Annotated in this window: 15 protein-coding genes; 5 read left to right on the top strand and 10 right to left on the bottom strand. The window is 40.2% G+C overall.

Translation table 11 applies throughout. The annotated features are described in order from the left end of the window. Nucleotides 1–38 precede the first annotated feature (38 nt). The gene (locus tag MKL38_RS02835) at nt 39–1,325 is read left to right on the top strand and encodes an MFS transporter (RefSeq protein WP_004642750.1); all 1,287 of its coding nucleotides are present in this window, start codon (nt 39–41) and stop codon (nt 1,323–1,325) included. A gap of 180 nt (nt 1,326–1,505) precedes the next feature. Further along, complete coding sequence (chrA, locus tag MKL38_RS02830; protein ID WP_270902419.1) at nt 1,506–2,852, top strand: chromate efflux transporter; 1,347 nt, start codon at nt 1,506–1,508, stop codon at nt 2,850–2,852. A gap of 19 nt (nt 2,853–2,871) precedes the next feature. Here the strand turns inward: chrA and MKL38_RS02825 are convergent, their stop codons facing one another. Next, nucleotides 2,872–3,726, bottom strand: coding sequence for a helix-turn-helix domain-containing protein (locus tag MKL38_RS02825; protein WP_270902418.1), 855 nt, complete (start codon nt 3,724–3,726; stop codon nt 2,872–2,874). A 166-nt stretch (nt 3,727–3,892) separates the two neighbouring features. Here MKL38_RS02825 and MKL38_RS02820 point away from each other — a divergent pair, with 166 nt between their 5' ends. Further along, nucleotides 3,893–4,810 (top strand): DMT family transporter, encoded by a 918-nt coding sequence (locus tag MKL38_RS02820; protein WP_270902417.1) that lies wholly within the window; start codon nt 3,893–3,895, stop codon nt 4,808–4,810. A 32-nt stretch (nt 4,811–4,842) separates the two neighbouring features. Here the strand turns inward: MKL38_RS02820 and MKL38_RS02815 are convergent, their stop codons facing one another. From MKL38_RS02815 to MKL38_RS02795, 4 genes are all read right to left on the bottom strand, one after another. After that, complete coding sequence (locus tag MKL38_RS02815) at nt 4,843–5,847, bottom strand: homoserine dehydrogenase (RefSeq protein ID WP_270902416.1); 1,005 nt, start codon at nt 5,845–5,847, stop codon at nt 4,843–4,845. A gap of 111 nt (nt 5,848–5,958) precedes the next feature. Next, nucleotides 5,959–6,750, bottom strand: a complete 792-nt coding sequence (locus MKL38_RS02810) for a sulfite exporter TauE/SafE family protein (RefSeq protein WP_270902415.1) — start codon at nt 6,748–6,750, stop codon at nt 5,959–5,961. Between the two features lie 234 nt (nt 6,751–6,984). Further along, on the bottom strand, nt 6,985–8,640 hold the full coding sequence (locus MKL38_RS02805; RefSeq protein ID WP_333724260.1) for a TIGR01244 family sulfur transferase: 1,656 nt from the start codon (nt 8,638–8,640) through the stop codon (nt 6,985–6,987). Nucleotides 8,641–8,649: 9 nt separating this feature from the next. Beyond that, on the bottom strand, nt 8,650–9,345 hold the full coding sequence (locus MKL38_RS02795) for an MBL fold metallo-hydrolase (RefSeq protein ID WP_151302572.1): 696 nt from the start codon (nt 9,343–9,345) through the stop codon (nt 8,650–8,652). 192 nt (nt 9,346–9,537) lie between these two features. Here MKL38_RS02795 and MKL38_RS02790 point away from each other — a divergent pair, with 192 nt between their 5' ends. Both MKL38_RS02790 and MKL38_RS02785 read left to right on the top strand, forming a co-directional pair. Further along, the gene (locus MKL38_RS02790; RefSeq protein WP_270902414.1) at nt 9,538–10,809 is read left to right on the top strand and encodes a sigma-54 interaction domain-containing protein; all 1,272 of its coding nucleotides are present in this window, start codon (nt 9,538–9,540) and stop codon (nt 10,807–10,809) included. A gap of 69 nt (nt 10,810–10,878) precedes the next feature. After that, on the top strand, nt 10,879–11,790 hold the full coding sequence (locus tag MKL38_RS02785; protein WP_270902413.1) for a bestrophin family protein: 912 nt from the start codon (nt 10,879–10,881) through the stop codon (nt 11,788–11,790). A gap of 47 nt (nt 11,791–11,837) precedes the next feature. Here the strand turns inward: MKL38_RS02785 and MKL38_RS02780 are convergent, their stop codons facing one another. Genes MKL38_RS02780 through MKL38_RS02760 form a run of 5 tightly spaced genes read right to left on the bottom strand, consistent with a single transcriptional unit; the run spans nt 11,838 to nt 17,714 of the window. Continuing rightward, nucleotides 11,838–12,896: a 2,3-butanediol dehydrogenase gene (locus MKL38_RS02780; RefSeq protein WP_270902412.1), complete on the bottom strand. Its 1,059-nt coding sequence runs from the start codon at nt 12,894–12,896 to the stop codon at nt 11,838–11,840. Nucleotides 12,897–12,925: 29 nt separating this feature from the next. Beyond that, nucleotides 12,926–13,711, bottom strand: a complete 786-nt coding sequence (locus MKL38_RS02775) for an acetoin reductase (RefSeq protein WP_270902411.1) — start codon at nt 13,709–13,711, stop codon at nt 12,926–12,928. A gap of 26 nt (nt 13,712–13,737) precedes the next feature. After that, a complete protein-coding gene (gene lpdA / locus MKL38_RS02770; protein ID WP_270902410.1) occupies nt 13,738–15,141 on the bottom strand; it encodes a dihydrolipoyl dehydrogenase in 1,404 nt (467 codons plus the stop codon). A gap of 10 nt (nt 15,142–15,151) precedes the next feature. Continuing rightward, a complete protein-coding gene (locus MKL38_RS02765; RefSeq protein WP_270902409.1) occupies nt 15,152–16,693 on the bottom strand; it encodes a 2-oxo acid dehydrogenase subunit E2 in 1,542 nt (513 codons plus the stop codon). A gap of 1 nt (nt 16,694) precedes the next feature. Next, on the bottom strand, nt 16,695–17,714 hold the full coding sequence (locus tag MKL38_RS02760; RefSeq protein WP_270902408.1) for an alpha-ketoacid dehydrogenase subunit beta: 1,020 nt from the start codon (nt 17,712–17,714) through the stop codon (nt 16,695–16,697). Nucleotides 17,715–17,717 lie beyond the last annotated feature (3 nt).

Genomic DNA, 17,717 nt, shown 5'->3' with positions numbered 1-17,717 from the left:
AAAATTTCTATTTTTTTCTGCTAACTGACGGAATATATATGACATACACTAAGGAAGAAAAACGTAGCAGAATACGCGGTATTGTTGGTGCGGCCTCTGGTAACCTTGTTGAATGGTTTGACTTTTATATCTATGCAGTCTTTGCTGCCTATTTTACACAAGCCTTAACTGCACCCGATATGGATAGTTCGACCAAAGCTATTTATGTATGGGGTGTATTTGCTGCAAGTTTTTTTATGCGTCCTATTGGTAGTTGGATATTCGGGCGCATTGCAGATCGACATGGTCGAAAAAAATCAATGGTCATTTCTATTTGCTTAATGGCATTGAGTTCCTTCTTATTTGCTGCCTTGCCTACCTACGATCAAGTCGGATTATTTGCTCCTTTTCTTTTACTCGTTGTGCGCTTACTTCAAGGTTTATCTGTAGGTGGTGAATATGGCGCCGTAGCAACCTACATGAGTGAATTAGGATTAAAAGGCCAACGTGGTTTTTACTCCTCTTTTCAATACGTCACACTCTCTGGTGGTCAATTACTAGCAAGTTTGCTCGGCGTAATTTTATTAGCATTTTTAAGTGAGCAACAATTACATGATGGCGGTTGGCGTATTCCGTTTGTCATTGGTGGTTTTGCTGCAATTTTATCCTTACTTGCTCGTAGTCGTTTGGAAGAAACCCTTTCTCATCAAGATAGCGAACGTGAAGAGTCTGGTAGCTTAAGAGAACTCTTTAAAAAACATTGGAAAACCTTTTTATTGGTGGTTGGTTATACCTCTGCGGGTTCATTAACTTTTTATGTTGAAACTGTTTATTCAAAAACCTATTTAACTAACTTAGGTATGGATGGAAAAACCGTTGGTTATATTATGACCTTCGCGTTATTTGTCTATATGTGTGCTCAACCTGTATTTGGTTCAATTTCCGACCGCATTGGGCGACGTTCTTCAATGCTGGCATTTAGCTTATTATCTGCAATTTTTATCTATCCAATTATGGCGATTGGAATGCCTAATTATATAGATTCACCGATTATCATTACCTTGCTACTCATTTTTATGATGATGATCTTGAGCTTCTATACATCAATTAGTGGCTTAGTCAAAGCAGAGATGTTCCCTCCTCATGTGCGTGCACTAGGTGTAGGATTCTCTTATGCGGTAGGTAATGCCATTTTTGGTGGATCGGCCCCTTCGGTTGCATTGCAGTTTAAAGCTGCTGGAATTGAAAATACCTTCTTCATTTATGTCATTGTTATGCTCATTATCTGTTTCTTATGTAGCCTTGCGCTGCCGAAAAAACCAGATTATTTAGAACATGACCACTAAAAAATAAAATATAGATATTCTTCTAGAGATTTTTTAGAAGAATATCTTTTTAAAATAATAAGAAATTCACTTTTGTTCTGTATCTTATAGCTGCATAGCACATCTAACCTATTCGATTAATTATAAATTGCTAGTTTGATGTTTATGATCTGAATAAATCAATTTTTGATGGGATAAAAAATGGAAAATGAAAAATCCCCTTTGCCTGAAAGCATTAATCAAGTTACCTTCTGGCAAGCCTTTTTATTTTGGCTAAAGCTCGGCTTTATTAGCTTTGGGGGACCAGCTGGACAAATCGCTGTGATGCATCAGGAACTCGTTGAACAAAAGCGCTGGATATCCGAAAAAAGATTTTTGCATGCCCTGAACTACTGCATGTTATTACCTGGTCCTGAAGCACAGCAATTAGCAACCTATATTGGTTGGCTTATGCATAGAACTGCTGGAGGATTGGTTGCAGGTATTCTATTTGTATTACCGTCTTTATTTATTTTAATTGGACTGTCTTGGATTTACATAAAATTTGGAGATGTTCCGGTTATTGCGGGAATTTTTTATGGGATTAAACCTGCCGTAACCGCAATTGTTTTCCATGCAACTTATCGAATAGGTAGCCGTTCACTTAAAAATAAGTTTTTATGGGCCGTTGCAATTGCTGCTTTCTTTGCCATTTTTGTTTTAAAACTTCCATTCCCTCTTATTGTTTTATCTGCAGGTATTGCCGGCTATTTAGCGAGTAAAAAGTACCCAGAACTTTTTTCTTCAGTAGCTGGACATAAAGCCAGTCAAAAAGATTATGGTCGAGCATTTATTGATGATGATACACCCACACCAGAGCATGCTAAATTCCAATGGTCGCGTTTAGCTAGACTTATGTTTGTGGCTATCGGCTTATGGTTATTACCCATTTTAGCTTTAGGTTCATATTTTGGATGGCACCACTCTTATACTCAAATGGCATGGTTTTTTACTAAAGCTGCACTGCTTACGTTTGGTGGTGCATATGCCGTTTTACCTTATGTGTATCAAGGTGCGGTTAATAGCTTTGGGTGGCTTTCACCTACTCAAATGATTGATGGACTCGCTTTAGGTGAAACCACACCGGGTCCACTGATTATGGTTGTTGCTTTTGTTGGTTTTTTAGGCGGTGTGAATCATGCACTACTTGGTCCAGAACATCTATTTTTTGCTGGAGCACTCGGTGCTGTCATTGTCACTTGGTTTACTTTTCTCTTTTCATTTGTATTTATTTTTGCTGGTGCGCCCATCATTGAATCTACACATAATGCAATTAAGTTTACGGCGCCACTCACTGCGATTACCGCGGCTGTGGTCGGTGTAATTTTAAATCTGGCATTATTTTTTAGCTACCATGTTTTGTGGCCACAAGGTTTTTCTGGTCACTTTGATGTTGTTGCGGCTTTAATTACCATTGCAGCATTTATTGCCTTGTTCCGTTTTGAAATTAATGTGTTATACGTGATTTTTACATCTGCCCTTATTGGCTTGTTGGTTTATCTTTTATAGAAAATTAACCATGAGTCCTTTAACGCAACTGTGAAGGACTCATACCATAAAACTGTTTAAAGCGATGGCTCAAATGGCTTGCTGAACTAAAGCCACATACCAATGCAATGTCTTGTAAAGAAAAGTGTGAAGACTGAATTAGTCCTTTTGCCTTAGTTAAACGTCTTTGCATGACATATTGGTGAGGTGCCATATTCATAGATTGTTTAAACATATGGGCAAAATGGTATTCGCTTAAATTCACAACATTTGCCAAATCTGACAAAATCAGAGCTTGATCGAGATGATCTTCAATCCATTCTTGAATATATTTGAGCTTATGAGGCGCAAGCCCCCCTTTAATAGCAGGCTGTTGCCATTTAACATTGCTATATCTTCGAATTAAATGATTTAGCAATAAACTGGCGGTTGTACTCATTTGCAAATGATTAGATGAATCTTGCCAGTCACAGTCGAGTAAAAAAAACTGATATAGCGCTCGAATCCGTTCGTCGTCATTAAAGACAACTTCATTTAGTTCAATTTGATTAGGCTCTTTGTCCCATATTTTTTCAGCAACATCACGCAAATGTTGGTCGGTATAATACAAGTGAACGAATTTGAGCCCACCTCGGATATCCCAAGTCGACTCCTGATGTTCAGGTAATAAACAAAAACGACCCGGCCCACCGCCATTTTTCCAGCCCACTGGTGTTTTTTGATAGCTTTCATAGCCATCTTGAATATAGAGACTCAAAGTATGGTGATCGCTACAGACACTTACACGATCTTGTTCATTAGACCAAAATGCAAGTTGCATATTTTCATCAAGCACCACGGTTTCGTGAAGCTTGGCTTTAGATTGCTGTAGCTGTTCTAAAGTTTGATAGGCCATGCAAAATTAAAACAAATATCATTGAGCTTAAGTTAACCATATTCAGCAAAATTGAGCTAGTTTAGATCTATAAAAAACGCAAGATCTTGCATGTACAACACAAGAATATATACGTGAAAAATGAAGCATTCCTAGATACTTAAGTTTGGTAATCGAGGATGAATTTATGAATATTTTACTCTATGTTGCGGTGGTGTTGATTTGGGGAACAACATGGATTGGAATTGCCGTTCAGAGCCATTATGCAACACCCGTCGTCGCAATTTTATGGCGTTTTGCTATTTCAGCCTTATTACTTTGGGTTGTTTTACTATTTTCAGGAAAATTACAACGAATTGCTTTAAAAGACCATTTGTTTTGTATGCTGCAAGGCCTTTGTGTTTTCGGCCTAAACTTTATTTGTTTTTATACCGCGGTTAAATATGTAAATAGCGGTTTAGAGTCTGTCATTTTTTCGATGGCTGTTTTCTTTAATGCCATTAATGCGCTTATCTTTTTTAAGCAAAAACCTTCACCAAATTTTGCCCCAGCTGCACTTTTAGGACTTGGTGGTATTGTTTTACTCTTTTGGCATGACCTCATCAGTAGTCAGTTTAATGCACAGTTATTAATGGGTATTGGATTGTGTGCAATAGGCACTTACGGTTTTTCTTTAGGGAACATGATTAGTGTTAGACACCAGAAACGTGGCCTAAATATTTTTTCAACAAATTGCTATGCCATGACTTATGGGGCATTGGTGATGTTAAGTCTAGCTTTATTTACAGGACAAGATTTAATGCCTCCTATGAATTTTCCATTTTTAAGTTCGGTACTTTACTTAGCTGTATTTGGTACGGTTATTGGTTTCTCTGCTTATTTTTCTCTGGTTGGACGAATTGGTGCAGCCAAAGCAGCCTATAGCACGTTGCTCTTCCCTTTAGTCGCGCTTTCTGTTTCTACTTTCTTTGAGGGATATGTATGGACCCTAAACGCTCTATTCGGAATTTTATTGATCTTACTCGGCAACTACTTAATGTTTAATAAGTTTGAAATTGGAAAAAAGTTATTTAATACTCAAAAAAGTTGTGAGAAGCAGGCCTAAAAGCCTGCTTTTTTTATAAATCATGATTAATTTTAGCAGCCCGTTTTTAGCATCAGCTCGAAATCTTTTAAAGCTGCGGCTGCTGTGGCTAAAGGCGCAGATGCTCCTCCACTAACCACAAATTCACCCATTTCTTGAGTTAACACGCGAATGCATTTATTAGAACCTTGAACATGGGCAAAAGGATGATTTGCTGGGACTAAACGTAATTCAACCCCTGTTTGAATTTGCTGATTTTCAATATGAATAAAACCCACCAGACGAGGAATTAGATCTTCTTTTTTCCAATCGCGAATATGATCGGCAGTAACATGGCTGATTCCTTGTCTTGGAATATCTTGAATTTTTATATCAGCTCCCAAAACCGTATTTGCCAATATTGTAATTTTAGCAGCAGTATCCCATCCATCTACATCAAAAGAACTATTAGGTTCGGCAATACCTTTTGCTTGGGCTTTTTGAAGAGATTCTGCAAATGCACATTCATTTTGCAACATATCATTTAAGATAAAATTTGTGGTTCCAGTAAAGACACCCTCTATTTCTAAAATCTGACAGCCTGCCAAGTTATATTCAAACAAATCAACTGTCGGTAAAGCCGCAGCCGTCGCGCCGCTAAAAAATAATTTTTGATGGTGTTGATGTGCCAAATTAATTAATTTTTTACCCTCTACAACTAAAGCACCTTTAGATACTGCTATCGCATTCATGTTATGTGTTAGAGCATAATTTAAATAAAACAGGCCTTTTCCACCTGTCACATAATCACTTGGCCCAGTCTCAATAATGACATCCGCTTGTACCTGTTCTAAAAACTTTTGTTCAGTGAGGCCTGCTTGATATTGAGTTTTATCTAGCCATTTGGCAGCTTGCAAACCGTCTTGGTCAATTAAGCCTGATGATGAATTACATACCCCCACTAAACGGGAATCAATTTGATATTTTTGTTTATAGTATGTCGATCGATTTAAAAGAAGCTCTGCAATTTGTTGCCCAATCCGTCCAAAACCACAAATTGCCACGTTGACTCGCTTCATATCGTTTTCTCAAAAATTTAAATGGTTTAAATCCAAAAATTTCCAAAGTTAATGTTAAGGCTTCATTTGGAAATTTTGTATTTATAAAGGTAAGTCAAAATACTATATCACTTAGATATTTGTGAGATTAACAATCTTAACTACCATATAAATTGCGACAGCAAAAACCATTAAAGCAAAGACTTTTTGTACAATTGCAGCCGGAATAAAACGAATGGCTCGGCGGCCTAACAACATACCGAATGCACATGCGAGTGCAAACGCACTGGTAATGCCTACTGGATAGTGAAAACCCTCTGCAATATGCATCACAATACTTATTCCACTAATGAGAAAAATAATCATAAGAGAGGTGGCAACAATACTATGCATGTCGAGATTAGTGACTTTTCTAAGTGCAGGTACGATCACAAAACCACCACCAACCCCTAACATTCCCGTTAAAAGTCCAGCAATAATCCCGATGCTCGCAAGAACGCTTCCCGTTTTAAAATTCCAGATAAAGCGCCCCGTACTTGGGTTGACCTGACACGGTGGGTTGTGGAAATCCGAAACTCGGTTGCTGATGAGTCGATAGCCCACTGTAAACATAACTAAGCTAAACATGAGCATGAGCCAAATAGGTGAAATCGTGTTGGCTATTAAAATTCCGATATGTGCCATAGGTGCGCCAATAATGGCAATCCAGATTGCAGCACGATAACGAACCATCTTTTTAAATAGCCCTTCAATCGTTCCAATCAGTGTAGACAGCGCAACTGCCAATAAACCAATAGGGGCTGCTTGAGCTACACTCCAGCCTTGACTGGTCATAAGCGCAGGTACAGCAAGAATACCGCCACCGGCACCAGTAAGACCAAGTAAAAAGCCAATCACGATGCCTTCAACGACAAGTAATAACATATCAGAAGCCTAAAATTTCATGTTTTTCATTTGCAATGAACTACAGTATTTACTCGAACCTAGTTCTCACCTTCTTTCGAAGCTTTAATCGCTTCTCAGGGTAAAGCGTTGCTTTACTTAACCTCTTAACTCGAACATAGTTCTCGTCTTGCGCTCGTACAAAGCGTTGCTTTGTTTAACCTCTTCCGCTCAAGCACAGCTTTCGCCTTGCGCTCGTACAAAGCGTTGCTTTGCTTAACCTCGCTCAGGTTTGACCATCCATTCGCGGCCTTTGAGCATGCCTTGCCAATAAATCGGTGGCAAAATTTGCTCTTTGAGTAACCATGCCAAGCGAGATGGTTGCTGCCCATCAATCACCCATTTTGGAAAACTTGGAAGTAATTTGCCGCCGTAACCAAACTCAGCCAGAACGATTTTTCCACGCTCTACAGTCAGTGGACATGAACCATAACCGTTATACTCACAAAAGTTCTGCTCACCTTTTAGTTTCGCAAGAACATTCACAGCGACAATTGGAGCTTGTGCCCGTGCCGCAGCAGCAGTTTTTGCATTAGGTGCATTCATCACGTCGCCTAAAGCAAAAATATTGGCATGCTCGGTATGTTGTAAAGTTTGCGGGTTAACGCTCACCCATCCAGCTTCATCTGTGAGAGTACTGGCACGAATAAAATCAGGCGCTTGTTGCGGTGGAACAACATGCAACATGTCAAAATCGGTTTCGACTAGTTCTGCATTTTCATCGTTCACTACCTTAAACCATGCTTTTTTTGCAGGTCCATCTACTTTGACAAGTTGATGGTTAAAGTGCAGTTCAGAAGCATATTTTTCGACATATTGCATCAGTGCAGGTACATATTCTTTCACACCAAATAAAACACCGCCTGTGTTATAAAAATGGATAGAAATATCTTTAATTTTGCCTTGCTTTAACCAGTAGTCGGCTGAAAGATACATTGCTTTTTGAGGAGCACCCGCACATTTAATCGGCATAGGCGGTTGAGTAAAGATTGCCTTTCCACCGTTTAGCTGTTGTACCAGTTCCCATGTATAAGGTGCCAAGTCATAGCGATAGTTAGAGGTCACCCCATTTTTACCAAGGGTTTCGACTAAACCTTCAATCCCATGCCAATTCAGTTTTAAACCGGGGCATACGACCAACGCTTTATATTGAATCGGTTGGCATCCTTCCAAAATAACCTGATTGTGCTCAGGGTCGAATCCTGCAACAGCAGCTTTCATCCATTTAACTTTGGATGGAATCACACTTGCCATTGAGCGTGCTGTCACTTGCGGCTTAAAAATACCAGCCCCTACCATGGTCCAGCCGGGTTGATAATAATGCGTATCTGCTGGATCAATAATGACAATATCTAAGTTCGGTTCACGGCATAAGAGACTAGACGCTACAGAAATTCCAGCTGCACCAGCACCCACAATCACAACGCTATAGCAAGGAATCGTTGCTGGTTCATGATCACGTTTTAAAATACGTGGCACTAAGCCTTTCAAGTTAAAACCAAGTTTGTTACCTGTTTCGACTAAAAGGGCTGCATCTTTTGGGTCAACTTCCGCTAAAGCCCATAGACTGATGGCACGCATGCCAGAGCGGCAATACGCTAAAACAGGTTTCTGAGTATTGTGGTAAAACTGCTTAAACTCGGTAACTTGTTGATCGGTAATTTTGCCACTCGTAACAGGCTGATAAATTACATTTAGACCATGTCGCTGAGCTGCTTCTTCAATTTCAATCACATTGGGTTGGTCTGCACCTTCTCCATCTGGACGGTTACATATCAGAGTTTTTATCCCCTGATCCGCAATTTTTGCGACTTCATCAGCAGTGATTTGACCAGCAACATAAAAATCTTGATTAATTCGTTTGAGTTCCATATTGCCACCCTAAGATTGCGAAGTTGAGCCACAGGCTTGATTAGCTGGTAATGCTTTATCGATCTGTTTTGGATATGGCAGATTTAAATCATTCATTAATTTAATAAAATCTTCCCGTGACCGTTTTTGGCCTAAACGTGAGTTATATAAACGTTCATTAGCAATAGTCGAAGATAAACGTCCTTTATAATCATGTCCCGGATAAACAATTGTATCGTCAGGCAAACTGAAAAGTTGTTCATGAATACTGTCATAGAGTGTTCCAGCATTACCCGCTTGGAAGTCAGTTCGACCACAACCGTCAATTAATAATGCATCCCCAGTGAAAACCATGTTTCCAACCAGATAACTCGTACAAGCATTGGTATGACCTGGTGTATAGCGCGCTTCAATACTAAGGTTGCCCAATTTAAGCGTGCAACCATCTGTGATTAAAATATCTCCGCAATTTACACCTGAATTTCGGTGTAAAACTGATTTGCAATGAAAGCGTTCACGCAGCAAATTCGCAGCCGTAATATGGTCTGCATGAACATGTGTGTCTAAGGTATAGATGAGTGTAAATTGATGCTGCTCTAATTCTTTTGTATAAATCTCTATATCTGATGCGACTGGGTCAATTAAAACAGCCTCAAATGTTTCTTCACATGCAAGCATATATGTATAAGTCGAACTTTCTTGCTCAAAAAACTGTTTAAAGAACATGGTTTATATCCCCAATAATTTATTTCTTTCCTATATTTTGCAAATAAGATGCCAATTATTTAAAATTAAATAATAAATATAAAAATCAAATATTTAAAATAATAAGCAAAATTAAAGTTATAAAATAAATTCAGCTTGATGTTCCTTTGAAACTCAAGTATGTTTCAATGAAACGATTGTGAAACACAGACAATGGCAAAGTTAAATTTTGAGTCAGAACAAGATTTTTTTATTTTATTTGAACAATTAAAAGCTTTATTCCCAAATGCGAGTCTGTTTTTAGCAGACACGACGACTCAAGCAATTCACTATAAATTTAATACAGATGACATTTCTGTTGAGAGTATGGCAGCGCTTACTCAAGACCATCACAATCAATATCTCGAAATTAATACTCCTAAAATGAGAAAGCGATTCATCTATCAGGAAAATGATATTTACATCGCAGAGCATCGCATTATCGGAAAATTGCATATTCTACAACCCGTTAGCATAGAGAATGATATTGCTGATCAAGTAGAGCTAACAGAACAATTGCAAGACTTGGCTAAAGTTTTCAATAGTTGTTCACCAGAAATGGCCCGTATGTTTTCAATTATTCAAAGGGTGGCAATTACTGAGTTTCCAGTACTCGTCCGAGGCGAATCTGGTAGTGGTAAAGAACTGGTGGCAAAGGCTATTCATGATTATAGCCAACGTAAAAATAAGATCTTTGTTGCCATTAACTGTGCTGCTCTAAATGCCAATATTCTAGAAAGCGAACTATTTGGGCATGTTAAAGGCGCTTTTACTGGAGCAATTCGCGATCATAAAGGCGTGTTTGAACGTGCCGCGGGCGGAACCCTTTTTCTTGATGAAATTGCCGAGATTCCTTTAGAGCTACAAGCTAAATTATTACGGATACTAGAGACAGGTGAATTTACACCGGTCGGTGGTGAAAAACCTATTCAGGCCAATGTGCGCATTATTACAGCAACGCACAAAGCTTTACGTGAGGAAGCTAAGGCTGGGCGTTTCCGTCACGATCTACTCTACCGTTTACGCGTGATTCCAATTTTTATACCGCCTCTTAGAGAACGTAAAGTCGATATTCCACTCATTGTCGATCAGATTTTAAAAGAAAGCTCCATGCAACTGGACACAATGCCTCATCAAGTCAATCAAAAAGCCATGCAAGTTTTGCTTAACTATGATTGGCCGGGGAATGTTCGCGAGCTTAAAAACACATTGCTTTATGCTTTAACAATGGCAAATGGTAAAGATGAAATTGAAGTCGAAGACTTACCGAATGAACTCTTAAATGCTGAGGATTACGTTAAATTACCAGAGACAAATACAGAGCTTAATCCTGAAAATGTGCAAGCAGCTTTGGAAAAATATAACCACAACCTGAATATGGTCGCTAATATTTTTGGAATTAGCCGCACTACGCTTTGGCGATATAGACAAAAACATAAGCTTTAGGTAGGTATTTATCTGATCTAAGGCGTATCATACTGCACTTGGTTAGGTCCGTTAGTCCAAAGGCTTTCTATGATTGTTCGCGATAAAAACAGCGTTTTTAAACTCTTATTTGCATGGAAAGGAACTGTTCTACCCAAAGTTTTACCAGCATTGAGTTTTGTTGTTCTTATTTCAGCATGTGTAGTCTGGCTTTCTTATTATCATTGGATTCAAATTCCTACCGTTCCCGCAATTGGATTTACCATCTTTGGTGTGATTCTTTCAATTTGTACCGGTTTTAGAAATAACGCATGTTATGACCGTTGGTGGGAGGGACGCAAGTTATGGGGCGCTTTAATTGCAAATGCAAGGCATATTGTTAGAGATAGTCATGTTCTATCCAATGAACAACGCGAGCATTTAATTCATCAGGTCTTAATTTTTAGTAATTTATTGCGCGACCGTTTGCGCCAACAAACAGCAGAGCCAACGAAATTTCTTGAACATGCTTATTTAAATAACTCTTCACTCGATTATTTAAATGAGCATATTAATGCACCTCAGTTTGTCCTCGAAAATATTCAAAAAGATTTGGTCAAAGCGTTAAAAGATGACGAAATTAGTGACATTATCTACAGCACATTGACACGTCATATTGTTGAGCTAGGTAATATTCAAGCCGGTTGTGACCGAATTGCTGGTACACCTTTGCCCTATTCATATTCAGTACTTTTACATCGCGCTGTTTACTGTTTCTGTTTCATATTGCCTTTTAGTCTTGAAGCAGCTTTAGGTATTTGGACACCACTTATTGTGGGCTTAATTGCCTACATGTTTTTAGGGTTAGATGCCTTAAGTGCCCAAATTGAAGAACCTTTTGGTTTACAAGAAAATGATTTACCGCTTGATTCAATTGTTCGTTTGATTGAACGAGAGTCGTTAAGTTCTTTAGGGCAGCCATTACCCCCTATTATTGAAGCCCAAAATAACAATTTACTTTAATAAAAAAGAGCGAATTATCGCTCTTTTTTATTGGTTTAGATGTCTACTTATGGCTGTACGATAATCTTAACGGCGGACTCATTGTTATGAATTAAGGTTTCAAAACCTTGTGAAATCAAATCATCAAGTTGAATACGCTGGGTAATAAAAGGTTCCAGATTTATTTTACCTTCTTCAACCAGCTTAATGGTTTCCTGATGGTCATTGACGTAGGCAATTGTACCTCGTACATCCAGCTCTTTCATCACTACACTATGCACATTAATTGATGCTGGATGGCTCCAAATCGAAACTATCACTATCACGCCTGTTGGTTTCACTGCCGCAACCAAAGTATCTAGAACTTTGTTAACGCTACTACATTCAAATGCAACATCGACGCCATCACCATTGGTGATTTTCATAACCTCAGAAACCACATCAACTTCTGATGGATCTAAAATATAATCTGCGACTCCTGACTCTTTGGCTTTTTCTTTACGCTTTGCACTCAACTCGGTAATAATGACTTTAAGCCCTTTCGCTTTTAAAATTGCCGAAAGCAATAAACCAATTGGGCCCGCACCACCAACCAGAGCAATATCACCAGCCTTCGCGCCACTGCGGACATAAGCATGATGACCAACCGATAACGGTTCAATTAATGCAGCTTGATCAAGTGGAATTTTATTAGAGATTGGGTGTACCCAACGGCGTTTAACCGCAATTTTTTCCGATAGACCGCCGCCACGACCACCTAAACCAATAAAATTCATATTTTTGGAAAGATGATAATTATCTCCCTGTCCAGTCGGCACATCATCCGCCACAATATAAGGCTCTACGACCACATGTTGACCGACTTCAATATCATCAACACCTTCACCTACGGCATAGACTACACCAGAAAACTCATGTCCCATGGTGATTGGAGCAGATTCGCCTGAAATAGGATGAGGATGTCCACACGGTGGAATAAAAATCGGTCCTTCCATAAATTCATGCAAATCTGTACCACAAATTCCACACCAAGCAACCTTAATGCCTACAGTGCCGGGAGTGACTTCTGGTTCTGGGATATCCTCAATACGGATATCGCCTCTGTCATAAAAACGCGCTGCTTTCATTATTATCTCCCTCAAATCAGGATGTTGTTTTAACGATAGACAATTCCGCCGTCCGTTAAAATCGATTGACCCGTAATGTAATCTGAATCTTCGCTTGCTAGAAAAGCAACTAATGCAGCGACATCCTCTGGTGTTTGGGCTCTACCTAAAGCAATGCCTTCTACATATTTTTTATAGGTCTCACCTATAGCCGCACCGGTAATTTCAGCAAACCGTTTATCAATTTCAATCCACATGTCGGTTCCGACAATTCCGGGACAATATCCGTTTACCGTAATGCCATGACTGGCATATTCTTTTGCCGCAGCTTGGGTAAGCGCACGCACTGCAAACTTGGTAGCAGAATAAACACCTAGCAAAGCAAACCCATCATGGCCTGCAATTGAACAAGCATTAATGATTTTTCTTTTATGTTGGCGTTGCTTAAATTTTGCAGCAGCAGCCTGTATGCCCCACAGTACACCGCCAATATTGATATCAACGATTTTGTGGAATTCATCGGGTGTCGTATCTGCAATAGCCTGAACCTGAGCAATTCCAGCATTATTAATCATGATGTCAAAGCCACCAAGTGTCTGCTCAGCATGATTTATAGCGGCATACACTTGTTCGCGGTCACTGACATCGGCAATAAACGTACTGGCATTTACGCCTAGAGCTTGAATCTCTTGCTGCACAGCATTGAGTCGATCTTGTTTCATATCGACCAATGCAATGTGTACACCCTCTTGCGCCAAGCGCAGGGCAATCCCACGGCCAATGCCTTGAGCTGCCCCTGTCACTAACGCGACTTTATTTTTTAATCCCTTAACCATTTTCAACTCCTGTAAATGTAGAATTTCTACATATGAATCGCTCGTTGCATTGAAGCCAAAATGGATTCATGCATGGCTTCTGATAAAGTTGGATGTGGGAAAATCACCTGAGCTAGACTTTCATCAGTCGCTTCTAGATATTTAGCAATTGCGAAACCTTGAATTTGCTCGGTCACTTCATGGCCCACCATGTGTGCACCAAGTAATTCACCCGTTTCTGCATGTATGACAGTTTTAACGAAACCTGACGCATCTCCAGTTGCTAAAGCTTTGCCATTCGCAGTTAAAGAAAACTTGCCGATTCGTACGGGTAAGTTCTGAGCTTTTGCTGCGCTTTCAGTCAGACCAATGCTAGCCACTTGTGGATGAGTAAAAATACAACCCGGAATTTGGCTACGGTCGAGTGAATGCACGTTTGCCACACCAGCAATTTTTTCGACACATATCACGGCTTCATGGCTTGCTTTATGGGCAAGACACGGTGCTCCAGCAACATCACCAATGGCATAAAGCCCTACTACGTTGGTTTTACAATAATCGTCAATTGCCACAAAACCTTGCGGGTTCAGTTCTACACCTAAACGTTCCAGTCCTAGTCCCGCAGTATTAGGCTGTACACCAATTGCCGAAAGCACACGGTCAAAAACGACTGTTTGAACATCATTTGCCGTTTCAATTACACAGTGAACTTGCCCATTTTCAATTTGAATACTTTGAACAACAGCATCCGTTAGAACCTTCATTCCTTTTTGTTCAAATTGTTTTCTGACGTATTGAGCAACTTCTGCATCTTCGGTCGGTAGAATCTGCTTAGCTAAATCAATAAGTGTGACCTGACACCCTAAGTCTTGATAGAGGCTGGCAAACTCACTACCAATCGCACCCGAACCAACGACGAGTAAGCTTTTTGGCAGTTCTTCTGGAATAAGCGCCTCTTTATAACTCCAGACATAAGTTCCATCGACAGGAAGTTGAGGAATATGTCGGGCTTTAGCACCGGTTGCCAAAATAATATGTGATGCACTTAAAGCCTGACTTTTACCTTGAGCATCGGTCACTTCAATTTTTTCTTTCGCTGTAAGTTGAGCACGACCATTAAAAACCGTCACCAGATTCTTTTTAAGCAAGTAATCAATGCCTTGTACCAACTGTGCCGAAACTTGACGGCTATGTTGCACAAGCTTTTGAATATCAAAATCGAGTTGAGATACCTGAAAACCAAACTGTGCTGCATTTTTAAATTGAGTTGCCAACTCTGCGCCAGCCAATAGAGCTTTGGTTGGAATACACCCCCAATTCAGACATATTCCGCCCAAATGCTGCTCTTCTACAATTGCGGTTTTTAGCCCGAGCTGGGCTGCACGAATTGCAGCCACATATCCACCCGGTCCCGCACCAATCACAATCAAATCGAATTGAGTTTCTGACATGCGGGTTCTCCTACACCAAAATTAAAGCTGGGTTTTCAACAAACTGCTTAAAGCTGGCCAAGAACTTTGCACCTACAGCACCGTCAATGACTCGGTGATCACATGACAATGTTGCTGTGACAATCTCACGAACCACTACATTGCCATTTTCAACAACAGCACGAGATTCAGAAGCACCTAATGCCATAATTGCACCTTGCGGTGGATTAATAATGGCATCGAACTGTTTAATGCCTAACATTCCTAAATTTGAAATGCTAAAGCTGCCGCCCTGAAACTCATCAGGTTGTAACTTGCCAGTCTTGGCACGCGTTGCCAAATCACGCATGTCATCGGAAATCTGTGCTAAAGACTTCTGATTTGCTGCTTTTACAATGGGTGTAATTAAACCGTTTGGAATCGCTACAGCCACCGAAATATCCGCTTGAGAAAACTGTAAAATTGATTGAGTCGCCTCATCAAATTGAACATTCACTTCAGGTACTTTAATCAGCGCCGCTGCCGCTGCCTTAATTAGCATGTCATTAATAGAAAGTTTCACATGTGGAACAGTCTCATTAATCTGCTTACGTAAATTTTGAAGTGCTTCTACGTTTAGATCGACTACAAGACGGAAATGTGGCGCATTACGTTTTGCCGCTTGCAAGCGTGAGGCAATCGCTTTACGCATACCATTCATCGCGACTGTGATGATTGTCGATTGTGGTTGAGCAACAGCACACTGTGTAGACTGTTCACTTCCCACCGTTGGGTTATTACGGTTGTAAACCGCTTCAACATCTTCTTTGCAAACTCGGCCTCTGGTACCTGAAACACGGCAATCATTGAGATTAATACCCCATTGTTTTGCCAAACGGCGTGCAACAGGTGTTGCCAAAACACGGCTATCATCGGCAGTAGATTTAACTACTTTAGCTTGATATTGCTGCTTAACATCAGGCCACTGGCCTCCAGCAGCTTGCACAGCTTTTTGAATGTCTTGAACACTAATACGTCCTTCACGACCAGAACCCGTCACTCTTGCCAAATTAACATTATGCTTTTCAGCAAGTTTCAAGGCATGCGGAGTTGCAAAAAGCTCATCAGATGTTTGATAGCCTTGTAATGACTCTGGTACGGCGTAGTCACCTTTAGCTGCTTTTACTGGAGCTGAAGTCCTTGCAGCAATAGACTGAGATTGAGCATTTTTTTCAACAACAGCAGGTGCAGATGTTTCCGCTTTACTTTGTTCTGAAGATGTTTCAGATGCTTTAGTTGCTGAACCACCTAATGCTGCAATAAATTTCTCAATTTCTGCATCAGAAACTTGGCTTTCAGCACATACAGCAATAAGACCACCTACAGGTAAAGTATCACCGTCTTTTGCTAAGATTTTACGCAGTGTTCCCGCAAAAGGTGCTTCTAATACATTGACGATTTTTGTGGTTTCAATTTCACAAATTTCATCGCCTTTATTAAAGCTATCACCCTCTTTAATTAACCATTGGGCAATCGTGCCTTCTTCCATGGATAATCCCCATTTTGGGATCTCCAGCGTTTTAATTTCGCTCATCCTAAGCCTCCAATGTTTTTCGCACAGCTTGCTCAATACGCTCTACACTTGGAATCCATTCTTTTTCTAAAACTGGTGAGAATGGAACAGGCGTATGTGGTGGCGTTACGAGTTCAACAGGTGCTTTCAAATAATGGAAACCTTTCTGTGCAACCAATGCAGCAACATCATGACCAAAACCACAGCGTGCCGCTGACTCATCCACAATCACAACACGCCCTGTCGATGCCACAGACTCTAAAATTCCTTCTTCATCAAGAGGCGAAATTGTTCGAGGGTCTACAACTTCAACCGAAATACCATCTTTTGCTAGCTTATCTGCTACTTCATTAGCGCGATGGACCATCAAACCTAAAGCAATAATGGTCACGTCCGTACCTTCTCGGGTGTAATTCGCTACTCCAAAAGGAATGGTATAGGCTTCATCAGGAACGTCACCTTTAATGTCATAGAGCATTTTGTGCTCACAGAACACGACAGGATCGTCATCTCGAATTGCTTGAATTAAAAGTCCTTTCACATCATATGGAGTTGATGGAACCACAACTTTTAAGCCTGGAACTGCGGCAAATACGTTATAAGGTGACTGAGAGTGCTGAGCTGCTGCAGAAAAACCAGCACCAATCATTCCTCGCACGACCATTGGTGCTTTTGCTTTTCCACCGAACATGTAACGGAATTTAGCGGCTTGGTTATAGAGCATGTCATGACACACACCATAGAAATCCATAAACATTAGATCGGCAACAGGACGTAAACCAGTTGCAGCAGCGCCAGCCGCCATACCAATAATTGCAGATTCAGTAATTGGTGTATCAATAACACGTTCCGAACCAAACTCTGTCCACAAACCTTTAGTTACACCCAGCACACCACCGAAACCTTCAAGCTGGTTATCTTCGGTATTTTTACCGCCATGTCCACCGCGCACATCTTCCCCAACAACAAACACAGTTGGGTCACGACGCATTTCTGATTCAATGGCTTCTTTAATTGCATTACGAAAACTTTTATTTGGCATCTT

The organism is Acinetobacter sp. AOR14_HL (assembly GCF_027855175.1).
GTDB lineage: Bacteria > Pseudomonadota > Gammaproteobacteria > Pseudomonadales > Moraxellaceae > Acinetobacter > Acinetobacter calcoaceticus.
The sequence above is the reverse complement of the archived record's forward strand: the minus strand, read 5'-3'. Positions and strand labels throughout refer to the sequence as shown.